Origin of the sequence: Pseudomonas sp. CBZ-4 (genome assembly GCF_000346755.1) — a bacterium.
GTDB lineage: Bacteria > Pseudomonadota > Gammaproteobacteria > Pseudomonadales > Pseudomonadaceae > Aquipseudomonas.
Map to the genome: position 1 here is coordinate 1 of NZ_ANNV01000120.1, position 15,341 is coordinate 15,341.

Annotated in this window: 15 protein-coding genes; 5 read left to right on the forward strand and 10 right to left on the reverse strand. The window is 62.2% G+C overall.

Annotated elements, in window-relative coordinates:
- Positions 1-102 precede the first annotated feature (102 nt).
- Positions 103-1,719 carry an NADP-dependent glyceraldehyde-3-phosphate dehydrogenase gene (locus B348_RS0116265; RefSeq protein ID WP_017737133.1) on the reverse strand — a complete coding sequence of 539 codons (1,617 nt, stop codon included), beginning with the start codon at positions 1,717-1,719 and terminating at the stop codon, positions 103-105.
- Positions 1,720-1,846: 127 nt separating this feature from the next.
- Between B348_RS0116265 and B348_RS0116270 the strand changes: the two genes are divergently transcribed.
- Positions 1,847-2,710: a Dyp-type peroxidase gene (locus tag B348_RS0116270; protein WP_017737134.1), complete on the forward strand. Its 864-nt coding sequence runs from the start codon at positions 1,847-1,849 to the stop codon at positions 2,708-2,710.
- 1 nt (position 2,711) lies between these two features.
- Here B348_RS0116270 and B348_RS0116275 read toward each other — a convergent pair whose 3' ends face one another.
- On the reverse strand, positions 2,712-3,446 hold the full coding sequence (locus B348_RS0116275) for a carbonic anhydrase (protein WP_032864934.1): 735 nt from the start codon (positions 3,444-3,446) through the stop codon (positions 2,712-2,714).
- 197 nt (positions 3,447-3,643) lie between these two features.
- Between B348_RS0116275 and B348_RS0116280 the strand changes: the two genes are divergently transcribed.
- Both B348_RS0116280 and B348_RS0116285 read left to right on the forward strand, forming a co-directional pair.
- Positions 3,644-5,020 carry an MFS transporter gene (locus B348_RS0116280; protein WP_017737137.1) on the forward strand — a complete coding sequence of 459 codons (1,377 nt, stop codon included), beginning with the start codon at positions 3,644-3,646 and terminating at the stop codon, positions 5,018-5,020.
- Positions 5,021-5,077: 57 nt separating this feature from the next.
- The gene (locus tag B348_RS0116285) at positions 5,078-6,205 is read left to right on the forward strand and encodes an MFS transporter (RefSeq protein WP_017737138.1); all 1,128 of its coding nucleotides are present in this window, start codon (positions 5,078-5,080) and stop codon (positions 6,203-6,205) included.
- Here B348_RS0116285 and B348_RS0116290 read toward each other — a convergent pair.
- Positions 6,202-6,720, reverse strand: a complete 519-nt coding sequence (locus B348_RS0116290) for a DUF3087 family protein (protein WP_017737139.1) — start codon at positions 6,718-6,720, stop codon at positions 6,202-6,204. The genes B348_RS0116285 and B348_RS0116290 overlap by 4 nt on opposite strands.
- A gap of 78 nt (positions 6,721-6,798) precedes the next feature.
- The gene (locus B348_RS0116295; protein WP_017737140.1) at positions 6,799-7,035 is read right to left on the reverse strand and encodes a DUF6555 family protein; all 237 of its coding nucleotides are present in this window, start codon (positions 7,033-7,035) and stop codon (positions 6,799-6,801) included.
- 133 nt (positions 7,036-7,168) lie between these two features.
- Here B348_RS0116295 and B348_RS0116300 point away from each other — a divergent pair, with 133 nt between their 5' ends.
- Both B348_RS0116300 and B348_RS0116305 read left to right on the forward strand, forming a co-directional pair.
- The gene (locus B348_RS0116300) at positions 7,169-7,996 is read left to right on the forward strand and encodes an arylamine N-acetyltransferase (RefSeq protein WP_017737141.1); all 828 of its coding nucleotides are present in this window, start codon (positions 7,169-7,171) and stop codon (positions 7,994-7,996) included.
- Positions 7,997-8,129: 133 nt separating this feature from the next.
- On the forward strand, positions 8,130-8,882 hold the full coding sequence (locus B348_RS0116305) for an outer membrane beta-barrel protein (RefSeq protein ID WP_017737142.1): 753 nt from the start codon (positions 8,130-8,132) through the stop codon (positions 8,880-8,882).
- A 176-nt stretch (positions 8,883-9,058) separates the two neighbouring features.
- Here the strand turns inward: B348_RS0116305 and B348_RS0116310 are convergent, their stop codons facing one another.
- The 6 genes from B348_RS0116310 to nuoJ all read right to left on the reverse strand — a co-directional run bounded on the left by B348_RS0116310 (position 9,059) and on the right by nuoJ (position 15,339).
- Entirely contained in the window at positions 9,059-9,373 is a 315-nt protein-coding gene (locus B348_RS0116310; RefSeq protein WP_017737143.1) for a DNA-binding transcriptional regulator, read from the reverse strand.
- A gap of 248 nt (positions 9,374-9,621) precedes the next feature.
- Positions 9,622-11,085 carry an NADH-quinone oxidoreductase subunit NuoN gene (gene nuoN / locus B348_RS0116315; protein ID WP_017737144.1) on the reverse strand — a complete coding sequence of 488 codons (1,464 nt, stop codon included), beginning with the start codon at positions 11,083-11,085 and terminating at the stop codon, positions 9,622-9,624.
- 7 nt (positions 11,086-11,092) lie between these two features.
- Complete coding sequence (nuoM, locus tag B348_RS0116320) at positions 11,093-12,625, reverse strand: NADH-quinone oxidoreductase subunit M (RefSeq protein ID WP_017737145.1); 1,533 nt, start codon at positions 12,623-12,625, stop codon at positions 11,093-11,095.
- A gap of 49 nt (positions 12,626-12,674) precedes the next feature.
- A complete protein-coding gene (gene nuoL / locus B348_RS0116325; protein ID WP_017737146.1) occupies positions 12,675-14,528 on the reverse strand; it encodes an NADH-quinone oxidoreductase subunit L in 1,854 nt (617 codons plus the stop codon).
- Positions 14,525-14,833 carry an NADH-quinone oxidoreductase subunit NuoK gene (gene nuoK / locus B348_RS0116330; RefSeq protein WP_003174727.1) on the reverse strand — a complete coding sequence of 103 codons (309 nt, stop codon included), beginning with the start codon at positions 14,831-14,833 and terminating at the stop codon, positions 14,525-14,527. The genes nuoL and nuoK overlap by 4 nt, the downstream gene beginning before the upstream one ends.
- Positions 14,834-14,835: 2 nt before the next feature.
- Complete coding sequence (gene nuoJ, locus B348_RS0116335) at positions 14,836-15,339, reverse strand: NADH-quinone oxidoreductase subunit J (RefSeq protein WP_003219561.1); 504 nt, start codon at positions 15,337-15,339, stop codon at positions 14,836-14,838.
- Positions 15,340-15,341 lie beyond the last annotated feature (2 nt).

The following is a 15,341-nucleotide window of genomic DNA, read 5'->3' on the forward strand; positions in this document are numbered from 1 at the left end:
CCTTCAGCCAAACCCGGGTGATGCCATCGCAGGCAAGCCAGCTCCCACAAAATCCAGCTCCTACAAAAGCCAGCCCTCACACAAGACTGGCCAGCGGAGTGTTTAGAAGATGTAGTCGGTCGTCAGGAAGCTGGAGTCACGGTTTTTCAGGATATCGCTGACCAACGCCTTGTTGCTCTCCTGGAACTTGGTCGCCACCAACGTACGGATCGAGAACACGCGCAACGCGTCATGCACCGACAGCGTGCCCTCGGCCGAGTTCTTGCGCCCGTTGAACGGAAACGTGTCCGGCCCGCGCTGGCACTGGGCGTTGATATTGATACGGCCGACCTGGTTGGCGAAGGTGTCCACCAGCTTGCCGACGGCCTCGGGGTTGGTGCCGAAGAGGCTCAGTTGCTGGCCGAAATCCGAGTCCAGCACGTAGTCGATCACGGTCTCCAGGTCGCGGTAAGGCACGATCGGCACCACCGGGCCGAACTGTTCTTCGTGGTACACGCGCATCTGCGGGTTCACCGGGTACAGCACCGCCGGGTAGAAGAACGAACCGCGACTTTCGCCGCCGTTGGCGTTCACCACCTGGGCGCCGTGTTGCGCGGCATCGGCCACCAGGCCGTTGAGGTAGTCGACCTTGCCGGCCTCCGGCAGTGGCGTCAGCGACACGCCGTCTTCCCACGGCATGCCGGGTTTGAGGCTGGTCAGCTTCTGGTTGAATTTCTCGATAAAGCGTTCAACCACGTCTTCATGCACAAAGAGGATTTTCAACGCGGTGCAACGCTGGCCGTTGAACGACAGGGAACCGGTGACGGCCTCGCTCACGGCGTTGTCCAGGTCCACCTCGGGCAACACGATGCCGGGGTTTTTCGCATCCAGGCCCAGGGCCGCGCGCAGGCGGTGCGGTTTTGGGTGCAGCTTCTTCAAGTCGCTGGCGGCCTTGTTGGTGCCGATAAACGCAAAGATGTCGATCTTGCCGCTGGCCATCAGCGCGCTGACCGTCTCGCGGCCGCTGCCGTAGATCACGTTGATCACACCCGCCGGGAAGCTGTCGCGGAACGCTTCCAGCAAGGGGCGGATCAGCAGTACGCCGAGCTTGGCCGGCTTGAACACCACGGTGTTGCCCATGATCAGCGCCGGGATCAGCGTGGTGAAGGTTTCGTTCAGCGGGTAGTTGTAGGGGCCCATGCACAACGCGACGCCCAGGGGTACGCGGCGGATCTGGCCGAGGGTGTCCTGCTCCAGCTCGAAGCGGCTGGAGCGGCGATCGAGTTCCTTGAGGGCGTTGATGGTGTCGGTGATGTAGTCGCAGGTGCGGTCGAATTCTTTCTGCGAGTCCTTGAGGTTCTTGCCGATCTCCCACATCAGCAGCTTGACCACGGCGTCGCGCTGTTCACGCATGCGGCGTAAAAAGGCTTCGACGTGCCTGATGCGGTCGACTACGCGCATCGTCGGCCACTCGCCCTGGCCGCGGTTGTAGGCGCGCACGGCGGCGTCGAGGGCGGTGAGGGCGGTGTCGGCGTCCACCAGCGGCGTGCTGCCGATGTGCACGCGCTTGTCACCGAGCTGCACCGGGCTTTGCACTTGGGCCAATGGGCCGTTCCATACCTGCAACTGGCCATCGACCAGGTAATCACGCTGTTCAATGGGCGCCGCCAGGCGGAATTGCTCGGGAATATCGTTGGCGGTGGCGGGAAACAGCTCGTCGAGCAGGTTGCTGGTGGTCATGTCGCTACCCCTGGAATAGTTGCAAAACATGACTAGAGAGTCACCCAACACAGGGCTCTATGGCAAGGCTTGCGCGCTTTCTTGTACGCCTGCGGGTAAACTGCGCGGCTTTCTTGAAGGAGTTCACATGAGTCAGTACCAGCCGGGCATTCTTGCCGCACCGGTGCCGTTGCAGGCACGCCATCTGTTTTTCGCCGTGGATTCCCTGGCCGCCGTGCCCGCTGCGCTTGATGCGCTGGTGCAGTTGACGGATGCGCAGGTGGTGGTCGGTTTGGGTGAGCCGCTGGTCAATGCGCTGGATGCACAGATTGACGGCTTGCGCAGCTTCCCGACGGTCAGCGGCCCGGGCGCGCACAACCCATCCACCCAGCAGGCGTTGTGGGTGTGGTTGCACGGCGTCGACCGTGGCGAACTGCTGTTGCGCAGCCGCGCCTTTGAAAAAGCCCTGGCCCCGGCATTCAGCCTGGTGCAGATGACCGAAGGCTTCCGCTACAAGACCGGCTTCGACCTCACCGACTACGAAGACGGCACCGAAAACCCCCACGACGACGCCGCCGTCGAAGCCGCCCTGACCGACAGCGGCGCCAGCTTCGCCGCGATCCAGCAATGGCAGCACGACCTCGACGGTTTTGCCGCGTTGCCGGCGCAGGAGCGCGATCACATCATCGGCCGTCGCCATGGCGACAACGAAGAACTCGACGACGCGCCGGAATCCGCCCACGTCAAACGCACCGCCCAGGAAAGCTTCACCCCGGAAGCCTTCGTGGTGCGCCGCTCCATGCCATGGGCCGAGAACGGTCAGGCGGGGTTGATGTTCCTGGCGTTTGGCCATTCCTTCGATGCGTTTGAAGCGCAACTGCGAAGGATGAGTGGGCTGGAGGATGGGATTGTCGATGGCCTGTATCGCATCAGTACAGCGTTGACGGGGGGCTACTACTGGTGCCCGCCGGTCAAGGACGGGCGCTTGGCGCTGAGTGTGCTGGTACGCTGATCTAAGCGAGTAATTCAACCTCGCCACTGTGCAGGCGGTAAATGCCGCCGACAATGTTCAACTGGCCGTTGGCCAGTGCCTCGGTCAGCAGGCTGGACTCGCGCTTGAGCCGCGCCACGGTGTCCCGGACATTTTGCGCAATGGCGTTGTCGAGGAGATTGCCGGGTGCTTTCAACACCGTGTTCACCGAGGGTCTGAACGCATTCGCCAGGCCCTGGATCTTGCCGGGGAACGTGGCGTTGCCTGTGACAGCCTTGACGCCAGCCTCAACGGCGCCACAGCTGTCATGCCCCAGCACCAGGATCAGTGGGGTGTTGAGCACCGCGACGGCGTATTCGAGGCTGGCGAGCCCGTCATTGGTGACGAAGTTGCCTGCGACGCGCACTGAAAAAAGTTCGCCCAGGCCCGTGTCAAACATGTACTCAGGGGCAATCCTTGAGTCGGCGCAGGCCAGGACCGCTGCGAACGGATGTTGGCCGTTGACCAGAGCCGCACGTTCATCCATCAGGCCGCGTCGCTTTGTGACATCCGCGGCGTATCGACGGTTGCCTTCCTGCAGCCGCGCCAGGGCTTGTTGTGGGTTTGTAACAGCCGGTGGAGCAGCCACTTCATGTGCCAGCGCAGGCGGTAATGCACCCGCCAATAGCAGTGCTCCGGCACCGGCGGTGGCCAGTCGTAGAAAGTTGCGGCGGTCATTCATCAAGGTGGGTGGGACGGGGTGGTGGGCGTTGTCCATCGATGGGCTTCTCGCGGTGGTTGGAACAGAGAAGTTCCAAGGTTGCAAACAACGCTGCGCAAGGCTGTAGGAGGCCTCTGATGATGGTGTAAACGTAGGCACGGGACATGAAGATATTGACAGTTGGCCAATCGGTCGCTGAAAAATATTGCCGCTGCCCGTACTCTAGACGCCTTTGCCATCCGTACGGATTGTTCATGTCTTCAGTTGCCGATGGGCTGCCCCTCAATAAACGCCTGCCGGCCGTGATCGCGATTTCCCTGGGGATCGGCATGGCGACCCTGGATACGGCCATCGTCAACACGGCGTTGCCGACCTTGGCCGAGGGCATTGGTACCGACTCGGCTTCGGTGATCTGGGTGGTCAATGCCTATCAACTGGCGATCATCGCCACGGTGTTGCCCTTTGCGTCGCTGAGCGAGGTGTTGGGACATCGCCGTGTGTACCTCGGCGGGTTGCTGCTGTTTATCGTCTCGTCGCTGTTCTGCGGACTGGCCGGCTCGCTGGAAACCCTCACCGCCGCGCGGGTGGTGCAGGGGCTCGGGGCGGCGGCGATCATGAGCGTGAACACCGCGTTGCTGCGGCATATCTATCCGTCGCGCATGCTCGGGCGTGGCCTGGGCTATAACTCGCTGGTGGTGGGGTTGGCGTTTACCCTTGGGCCGACGGCCGCGTCGGCGATCTTGTCGGTCACCACCTGGCACTGGCTGTACCTGATCAATGTGCCGTTGGGGGTGTTGGCCCTGGCCTTGGGTTTGCGCTCGTTGCCGACTCTGCCGATGACCGGGCACGCGTTTGACCGCCTCGCCGCCGTGCTGTGTGCCGGGTTGTTCGCCCTGTTGGTGTTGGGGCTGGGCACGGCGGTGCATGGTGCCCAAGGGGCGCTGACCCTGGGCTTGATCGCCGTGGCGTTGCTGTGCGGCGCCTTGCTGCTGCGCCGCCAGGCCGGGCACCCGGCGCCGATGCTGGCGGTGGACCTGTTCAAGCGGCCGGTGTTTGCCTTGTCGTCCCTCACCGCGATTTGCGCCTTCAGTGCCCAGGGCCTGGCGTTTGTGTCGTTGCCGTTCCTGTTGCAGGCGGTGCTGGGGCATAGCCAGGTGGAAACCGGGTTTCTGATGACGCCGTGGCCAGCCGTGGTGGCGGTGATGGCACTGGTGGCGGGGCGCCTGGCGGACCGCATGTCGCTGGGGGCGCTGTGCGGCTTCGGCCTGTTGATGCTCAGCCTGGGCATGGCGGCGTTGGCCAGCCTGGGCAACGGGGCGTCGGCCGTGGATATTGGCTGGCGCATGGCCTTGTGTGGGGCCGGTTTTGGGTTCTTCCAGTCGCCCAACCTCAAGGCCATCATGACCAGCGCGCCGCTCGCCCGCAGCGGTGGGGCCAGCGGCATCGTGGCGATTTCGCGGTTGCTGGGGCAGACGCTGGGGGCGTCGCTGGTGGCGCTGTGTTTCCACCTGTTCGTCGACAACGGCCCGCAAACGGCGTTGTGGCTGGGTTGCGTGTTTGCGTTGGTGGGCGCCGTGGCCAGCGTGTTGCGTTTGCTGCCCTATGGAAAAAAGCCCGCTGGACCGTTGTAAAACACGCGGGGGGAGGGCTACCGTGGCGACCTGAATATTTCGGGATGTTTCAGATTTATGACCGCCCTGGCCCAACGCACTGTTGACACCCAATCCCGCCGCGCTGCGCTGACCCTGGCGTTATGCCTGCCCAGCGATGTGCTGCTGTACCTGCTGCTGCCGATGGAGTCCCAGGCCTTCGGCATCACGCTGGCCCAGGCCGGGGTGTTGCTGGCGGCCAACCGCCTGGTAAGGATTTTCGGCTACCGGCATGTGTTGAATTTCTACGCACGCAACGGCGACCGCCTGACCTGCATGATCGCCGCCGGCGCCGCGACGCTGTGTGCCTTGGGCAACTCGATGCTGTCGGGCTTTGCCGCGTTGCTGGGCTTGCGGTTGGTCTGGGGCCTGTGTTTTGCCGCGTTGAACCTCTCGACCCAAGTGCTGGCGACGTCGGAACCTGCGGGCGCAGCACGCCGGGCCGGACGCTCACGGGCAGTGATCGCCCTCGGGCCGATGCTCGCGCTGCCGCTGGGTGGTTGGCTGACGTTGTGGGCCGGGCCGCGCCCGATCTTTCTGATCCTCACCGGTTGCTGCCTGGTGGGCCTGTGGGTGGCGCGCGGCTTGCCCGTCGCCGGCCATGATCTGCACAGCAGCGGGCGCCGATTCAAGTGGCCCGACAGTGTGGCGCTGTGGTCGTTTATCGAAGGCGTGGCGTTGGATGGGCTGTTTATCTTTGGCCTGTCGATCCAGGCGCAGAAGATCCTCGGCGGCGATGCGGTCCTGATTGCCGGCGGGTTGATGGCGCTGCGCTATGTCTCGGAAATGCTCCTGAGCCCTTTGGGTGGGCGCGCGGCCCAGCGTTTCGGCGCGACCTCGATGTTGCTGCTGTTCTCGTTCATGAGTGCGCTGGCCCTGACCGCGTTTGCCAGCTACTGGGTGATTGTCGGCGCGGCCGCGGTGCTGGTGTTGCGCGCGCTGCAACTGCCGCTGGTGACTACCTTGGTGGCCGAGCGCAACCCCGGTGCGATGCGGGTGTCGGCGCTGGCCTCGAATGCGGTCTGGCGGGATATCGGCGCGGGCCTTGGGCCGTTGTTGGCGGGGTTGCTGCTGCCGGTGGCGTCGGCGCCGCTGGTGTTTGGTTTGGCCGGCGCGGCGATTGCGGTGAGTGCGCTGTTTTGTTGGCGCGCCGGTCGGGTTGCCTAGCTGCGCAGGTGTTCCAGCCACGCCGGATCAAGGCGTGTTTGTTCGGTGTCGATGCCCAGCGCCTGCATTTTTGCCTTGTGCGCCTCGACTTCGCTGAGGAGTTGCGCCTGGGCGCTGGAGTTGGCGTCCAGGGCATGCATCTGCGTCAGCCCCAGGTGGTAGAAACGCAGCAGCTTGATCGCCGTCGGGTCATTGGCCTGCACACGTTCGGTAACCTTGTGCATCACATTGGTCACGCTCATCAGGCTGCGCTTGAGCTGCCAGCCATACACCGCGGGCGCCAGCCACGGCTGGGTCCAGAACGGGCCGCGCACCAGGGCCAGGGTGATCAGTACGCCGGCAAAGACGCCGCCGACGTTGAAGCGGAAGTTGTCACCGCCCGGTTCGCCGAACAGCATCACCGCCAGGCTCGACAGCAACATCGCCAGCGCCAGGAACAGGACTGCCACGATCAGCGTGCTGCGGCGGGTTTGGCGGCGGTAGGTGACAGGGTCGCAGGGTTTGAGCTCGAACATCCGGGGCGGTCTCCAGTGGCGTAGGCGCGCATCTTCGCACATCGCACATGAAGAGCCCCGCTTCGGCGGGGCTTTTGGTTACTTGGGCGCGGTCCACGTCACCTCGGTGACGCCGAATTTCTCCGCCCAGGGCCGGGTGGTCTTTTTCACTTGCTCGTGACCGACACGGCCGATGCGGCTCACGTGGGCAATGTCGGCGTCCACTGCCGCCCAATGCCAGGCCTCGGCGTTGTTCATCACGTCGGCGCGAACCACAAAGGACTTCGGTTGACCGTGTAGTTGGTAATTGATCGTGTAGATTTTTGCGCTACTCATGTTGCCTCCCTGTGTTGTTATAAATGGATAGGGCGGCGTTCAAAAAGGTTCATTCAAAATGACAATCTGCACGTCGGCGCGGCATAGTGTCGCCTCTGCACTGTGCCCAACGATTGTGCCCAAGGACTGCGCCATGCCCGACCTGGCCCATTCGCAGCTTTACCTGCAGCGCCTTGGCTACAGCAAGCCCCCAGCGCCCACCCTGGACAACCTGCGGGGCCTGCAACTGCGCCACGTGTGCGTCTTTGCCTTTGAAAGCCTGTCCACCTTGCTGCACCAGCCGGTGCCCATCGACCTGGCCAGCGTCGAGCGTAAAGTGCTGCTCGATGGGCGAGGGGGGTATTGCTATGAGTTGAACCAGATGTTCCTGGCCCTGTTGCAGGAGCTCGGTTTTGACGCGCGCGGCATCACCGGCCGTGTGGTCATGGGCGGGCCGCCGGATGCACACACGGCACGCACCCATCGCTTGACCCTGGTGACCCTGGACGGCGTGCGCTACATCACCGACGTCGGCTTTGGCGGCATGGTGCCCAGCGGCCCGCTGCGGTTGGACAGCGAGGAGGATCAGGCCACAGCTCACGAATTCTATCGCCTGACGCACAATGCGGACGACAGCTACACGTTATGGGCTGAAGTCGCCGGGGAATGGCGCGGGCTGTACGTGTTCGACCTGCAAGTGCAGGCGGATATCGACTACGAAATCGGCAACTGGTACGTGTCCACCCATCCTGGGTCGCCGTTCCTGGGCCAGTTGAAAGTGGCGCTGTTGGCGCCGGGCAAGCGCTACACGTTGAACAACGCCCACTATGCGGTCCACTACCTTGATCGGCCCAGTAAGAAACGCACGATTAAACAGGCAGATGAACTCTTGGTGCTGCTCAGGGAAACCTTTGGGATTCGCTTGCCGGTAGACGGGTCGCTGGTTGAAAAAATCGATAGCCTGATAGTGGCGTCTAGCTAGAAATATCGAGATAGAGCCATCGCTGAACCGTTTTATCTCTCTGTCTGCGCAAATGAATGCGAACCTTTTTCCTACATTTAGGCTCGAAGCGGTTCCGGAGTAATTTGCTCACCAGACAAGGAGCTGTAAAACGATGTCCAAGCTATTCGGAAAATTCCTCAAGAACACCTCGGTATTTGCGTTAGTCGCAGCGCCTGCCATGGTGTTCGCCGCACCGCCTACGGGGCCGATTTCCACCTTCGGTATCCTGGGCGCCTACAACGACTTCAAGCTCGAAGGCGGCAGCCAGAGTGACAAGGACAACATGCCCGAAGCGGGCCTGTTCTATAACTTCGGCAACAAACTCACCGCTGAGTCCGGCTTTATCTACCAGGCGGGCGTTACCGCCAAGTACGGCAAAAAGAGCGACAACAAGCTCAAGGACGGCCAGGCCGACCTGGACCTCGGCTGGCGTGCCGCGCTGGATGCGCGCAACTCGGTCGATGTGATTGCCGGCGGCGGCTACAGCTGGACCCGCTACGAGCTGGACTCCAACAACGAAGACCTGGAACTCACCAGCAAATCGCCATTTGCCAAGGCAGCCCTGGGCTACAACCACCAGTTCGATGACATGACCCTGCGCGTCGAAGCCGGCGCCCGTCGCACCCTCGACAGTCGTGCCAAGATCAAGGTGGACGGCCTGGGCAGCGACACCGTGGACCTCAAGGACCGCACCAACCCCTACGCCGAAGTCAGCTTGCTGATGAACCAGAAGGGCGACCTGCCCGTGGTCGCGGGCCTGTACTACACCCGCACCGAGTACAAGCTGGATGAAGACTCGGAAGTGGCGGATAACACCAGGCTCAAGCGGGATGAGTATGGGGTGAAGGTCGGGATCGCGTTCTGACGCCAGCACCGATGCAACTGATCTAGCGCCATCGCAGGCAAGCCAGCTCCCACAGTTGGGTGATGTGAACCCGATCCCCTGTGGGAGCGGGCTTGCCCGCGATGGCGGCGTATCAGTCACCACCTCTGGCACTGAACCACCGCATTCGCGGACAAGCTCCACACGGGTATGGGGTGTTAACTCAATGCAGCAAGTTGCGCCATGGTTTCCGGAAAACGCTCCACCAGGCGGATCAAGGTCACTGCCTGGGCATTGGGTTTGGCCCGGCCTTGCTCCCAGTTCTCCAGCGTGCGGGTATTGGTGCGCAGATACATGGCAAATACCGAGCGGGAGAGGTTGAGCTGTTGGCGTACGGCGACCACTTCTTCGGCGCTAAGGGGTGAGAGTTTGTTTAGTTGAACCTTGTGGGTCCGTAGGGTGACTTTGCCTTGGCGTTTGTTTGCCAGTGTGTCGAAGCCTTCGACCAATTCGGAAAAGATGTCACGTTTCATGGTTTTTCCTACGTAGTTTGCGTATGCGACGGACACTTTACGTTTAGCTCCGAGGAGCTGGATGCCAGTCAGCAGATATACGTTCAGTCAGAAAAATCCGATCTGCATTCGCGCAACGGCCAAGCACATAGTTGTGGCGAGGGAGCAAGCTCCCTCGCCACAGGAATGCCTTCAGGCATTTACTTATCGCAATAAACGCAAAACGGCGCCCGAAGGCGCCGTTTTGTTTACCACAGTGACTTAAGCGATCAAACGCCCAACACCGCGTGCTGCACCAAAGTGAGCAACGGTTGTGGGTACACACCCAGGAAGAACGCGAGCAGGGCGATGGCCAGCAGCATTACGCCGCCTGCCTTCTGTTCCCAATGCAGCTCGGCGTCCACACGGCGCAGGTTTGGCTCGATCAGGTAGAGGGTGACCATCACGCGCAGGTAGTAGAACACGCCGATGGCGCTACCCAGCACGAGGGAGGCAACCAACCACCATTCGTGGGCTTCAACGCCGGTGGCGACGATGTAGAACTTGCCGATAAAGCCCGCAGTCAGTGGAATGCCGGCCAGGGACAGCATCATCACGGTGAGTACGGCGGTCAGGTACGGACGGCGCCAGAACAGGCCGCGGTATTCGTACAGGGCGTCGGCGTCACGGCCTTTGAACGGCGAGGACATCAGCGTGATCACGCCGAATGCACCCAGGCTCGTGATCACGTAGGTGACCAGGTACACGCCCATGGCTTCCACGGCCAGGCCTTTGCTCGCCACCAGGGCGATCAGCAGGTAGCCGAAGTGCGCGATGGAGGAGTAACCCAGCAGACGCTTGAGGTTGTTCTGGGTCAGGGCCAGCAGGTTACCGAACAGGATCGACGCAATGGCGATCACGGTCAGTACGTCGCTCAACACGCCGGTGTTGGCAGCAGGGGAGATCTGGAACAGACGCACCATCACCGCAAACACCGCCACTTTCGACGCGGTGGCCAGGAACGCGGCCACCGGCGCCGGGGCGCCTTCGTACACGTCCGGGGTCCACAAGTGGAACGGCACCAGCGACAGCTTGAACGCCAGGCCGATCAGCATCATTGCCAGGCCCAGTTGGGCAATCGGTGCAGGCATGCCGGTGGCGGCCAGGGCGTGGCCGATACCGGTGAAGCTCAGGCTGCCAGCTTCGGCGTAGAGCAGGGCCATACCGAACAACAGGAACGCGGAACCCGCCGCCGACAGCACCATGTACTTGATGCCGGCTTCCAGGGAGCGCTTGTTGAAGAAGGCATAGGCCACCAGGCCGTAGGTCGGGATCGACAGCAGTTCCAAGCCGATGAACAGGCCCGCCAGGTGCTGCGCGCTGACCAGCACGATGCCACCGGCCGCAGCCAGCAGGATCAGCAGGTACAGCTCTTCGCGGTTGCCTGGGTAGCCGGTGCCGCCTTCGCCGAGGTAGGCGTGGGCGAGGGTGACGCAGGCCAACGTGGCCACCAGGATCAGCGCGATGTACAGCAGGGCGAAGTCATCGACCATCATCAGTGGCGTGACCGCCAGTGGTGCGACCTTGAGGGCCGGAATGATCGACAGCAGGGCCAGGTTCAACCCGGCGCAGGACAGCAGGAACGTTTGCGAGTGATTGCGGCGCCAGGCGATGGCCAGCATCACCGCGACAACGGTGAGGCTGGTAATCAGCAGCGGCGCAAGCGCGATAAAGTGTTGGATCGTGAATTCCATAGCGCTCTTACCGGGCCGAAGCGAGTTGAGAGAAGGCGGTGCCGAACCACTGCTGCACGCCATGCATCGTCGCGGCAGAAGTGTCCAGGAACGGTTGCGGGTACACGCCGATGTAGATCAGCAGTACCGCAAGGCCGAGCACCATGATCAGTTCGCGAGCATCCATCCCTTGCAGGACGGTGTCGGACTTGGCCGGGCCGAAGTAGGCGCGGTGGATCATGATCAACGAGTAGACCGAACCGAACACCAGGCCGGACGTCGCAATGGCACTGATCCACGGCGTCTGCACGAAGGCACCCATCAGGATCAGGAACTCGCCGATGAAGTTGCCGGTACCCGGCAAGCCCAGGGAGGCCGCAGCGAAGAACAGGCTGATCGCCGGCAGGTACGCGATGCGCGACCACACGCCACCCATTTCACGCATGTCACGGGTGTGCAGGCGCTCGTACAACTGGCCACTCAGGATAAACAGCGCAGCGGCGGAAACACCGTGGGCCAACATCTGGATCACCGCGCCTTGCAGCGCCAGTTGGCTACCGGAGTAGATGCCGATCAGTACGAAGCCCATGTGGGAAACGGACGAGAAGGCAATCAGACGCTTGATATCGGTTTGGGCGAAGGCCAGGAACGCACCGTAGAAGATCCCGATCAGACCCAGGGTCATGGCGATCGGCGCAAACTCGGCCGAGGCATTCGGGAACAGCGGCAGGGCGAAACGCAGCAGGCCGTAGGCCGCGGTTTTCAGCAGGATACCGGCCAGGTCCACGGAACCCGCGGTCGGCGCCTGTGCGTGCGCATCAGGCAACCAGGAGTGGAACGGCACCACCGGCAGCTTCACCGCGAACGCGATGAAGAAGCCCAGCATCAGGATGTACTCGGTGGTCAGGGACATCTTGGTTTTCAACAGGTCGGCGTAGTTGAACGTAATCACGCCGGTGGTGTTGAAGTTGACCAGTACCAGACCCAGGATCGCCACCAACATGATCAGGCCGGAAGCCTGGGTGAAGATGAAGAACTTGGTCGCCGCGTAGATCCGGGTTTTCTTGCCGTCCGAAGAACTGTGACCCCAGAGCGCGATGAGGAAGTACATCGGCACCAGCATCATTTCCCAGAAGAAGAAGAACATGAACAGGTCGAGGGCGAGGAACACGCCGACAACGCCGCCCAGGATCCACATCAGGTTCAGGTGGAAGAAGCCCACGTGACGCTGGATCTCTTTCCACGAGCAGAGTACCGAGAGGATACCCAGCAGGCCGGTCAGCAGGATCATCAACAGCGACAGGCCGTCGAGGGCCAGATGCACGTTGATGCCGAAGCGCTGGATCCACACGTGCTTGAATTCAAGCGCGAACGTTGGATCGACACCCGGTGCCGGAGCAAATGAATAGTCGCCATGGGCCCACAGCCAGAGGCCGAGTGCGAGTTCCAGGGACATGGTCAGCAACGCAATCCAGCGGGGGAGGGTGGCGCCGAAGCGTTCACCCATCCAGCAGAGCAGGCCGCCGATAAAGGGGATCAGGATTAGCCAGGGCAGAATCATGACAGGCTCGTTTCCTTTCGCAAGTTCGCAAAGTTGGCAAAGTTCATAGTCACACCGCTACCACGACGATGGCGCCGATCACCAGCACGGCACCGGCAGCCATGGACGCTGCATACCAACGCAGTTGGCCTGTCTCGCTGCGGCTCAGGGCGGTGTGACCGGCCTTGGCGGCGCGCGGGATCAAACCGATGGTCTGGTCGAGCGGGTCTTTGCGCAGTACATGGCTGATGGCCAGGTATGGCTTGACGAACAGTTTGTCGTAGATCCAGTCGAAGCCCCAGGCAGCGAACCACCAGGCCGACAGGAAGCGGCCAATGCCACTGTTGGCCACGGCGGTCACGAAGCGACGCTTGCCGAGGAACAGCAGCGCGGCCAGCAGGATACCGGCGATGGCGATGGCGCCCGAGGCGATTTCCAGGCTGTGCTTGGCAGCGCCACCGGCATGGCCGGCGCTTTCTGGCAGCACGCCAGCCAGTGGCGGGGTGATCAGGGCGCCGACGAAGGTCGACAGGATGATCAGCACCGACAAGGGCAGCCAGTGGGAGATGCCGTGGCCTGCGTGGGCTTCGGTCTTGGCTTCACCGTGGAAGGTGATGAAGATCAGGCGGAAGGTGTACAGCGAGGTCATGAATGCACCCACCAGGCCTGCGTACAGCAGGTTCTGGTTACCGCTGGCAAAGGCTTCCCAGAGGATTTCGTCCTTCGAGTAGAAACCGGCGGTCACCAACGGCAGGGCGGCCAGGGCGGCACCACCGACGATGAAGCTGGCGTAGGCCAGTGGCAGTTTCTTCCACAGGCCACCCATCTTGAAGATGTTCTGCTCGTGGTGGCAGGCAACGATCACCGCACCGGACGCGAGGAACAGCAGGGCCTTGAAGAAGGCGTGGGTCATCAGGTGGAAGATCGCCGCGTCCCAGGCGCCAACGCCCAGGGCCAGGAACATGTAGCCGATCTGGCTCATGGTCGAGTAGGCGAGGATACGCTTGATGTCGGTCTGTACCAAGGCTGCGAAGCCGGCCAGCACCAGGGTCACGCCACCGACGATGCCGACAAGATGCAGGATCTCCGGCGCCAGGGTGAACAGGCCGTGGGTACGGGCGATCAGGTACACACCAGCAGTAACCATTGTCGCCGCGTGAATCAGTGCGGAAACCGGGGTAGGGCCCGCCATCGCATCCGCCAGCCAGGTTTGCAGCGGCAGTTGCGCGGATTTACCCACGGCGCCGCCCAGCAGCATCAGGGTCGCCAGGGTGATCCAGAAGTCGCCGACCTGGAATTTCTGCGGCGCCAGCACCAGCAGTTCCTGGATGTTCAGCGTGCCCACCTGTTGGAACAGGATGAACAGGCCGATGGCCATGAACACGTCGCCGATACGGGTGACGATAAAGGCCTTGAGTGCCGCGTTACCGTTGTTGCGGTTGCTGTAGTAGAAACCGATCAACAGGTACGAGCACAGGCCCACGCCTTCCCAGCCGAAGTACAGGAACAACAGGTTATCGCCCAGCACCAGGAACAGCATGCTGGCGATAAACAGGTTGGTGTACGAGAAGAAGCGCGAGTAACCGGCTTCACCGCGCATGTACCAGGACGCGAACAGGTGGATCAGGAAGCCCACGCCGACGACCACGCCAAGCATGGTGATCGACAGGCCGTCGACGTAGAGGGCGAAGTTGGGCTTGAAGCCCTCCACCGACATCCACTGCCACAGCACCAGGGTGTAGTGGCCGCCTTCCGGCGGCGCCACGTTGAATTGCCAGATGACGTAGGCGGTCACGATGGCCGACAGGCCAATGGAACCGACGCCCACCAGGGCAGACAGGTTTTCCGACCAGCGCCCGCGAGAGAACGACAGCAGCAGGAAACCGATCAGGGGGAATACGAAAGTCAGAAAGATCATGTTCATCCGCGCATCTCACTGGCAGCGTCGATATCAAGCGTGTGGAAGCGACGATACAGTTGCAGCAGGATCGCCAGGCCAATACTGGCCTCGGCGGCTGCCAGGCTGATCACCAGGATGAACATGACTTGTCCATCCGGCTGGCCCCAACGTGCGCCGGCAACGATGAACGCCAGTGCGGCGGCGTTCATCATAATTTCCAGGCTCATCAACACGAACAGAATGTTACGGCGGACCATCAGGCCGACCAGGCCAAGGCAGAACAGGATGCCGGCGACCGCCAGACCATGCTCCAAAGGAATAGCAGGCATCGTCATTGCTCCTTGGCTTCGTTGCGGCCCAAGTGGAAGGCGGTGATGGCTGCGGCGAGCAGCAGCATCGAAGCCAGTTCGACCACCAGCAGGTACGGGCCGAACAGGCTGATGCCCACGGCCTTGGCGTCTACGGTGGTGTGGCCGATGGCCTGGCCGCTCTGGTGAGCGAACAGCACATACAGCAGCTCACCCAGCAGCAGGGCTGCCAGGATCACCGGGCCGAGCCAGATGCCGGGCTTGAGCCAGACGCGTTCCTGGGCGACCGAAGCCGGCCCCAGGTTGAGCATCATCACCACAAACACGAACAGCACCATGATGGCGCCAGCGTAGGCGATCACTTCCAGGACACCGGCGAACGGTGCGCCGAGGCTGAAAAAGGTCATGGCCACGGCGATCAACGAAATGATCAGGTAGAGCAGGGCGTGCACAGGATTGGTGTTGGTGATCACGCGAAGCGTGGACACCACTGCAATACCGGACGCGAAATAGAAAGCGAATTCCATCT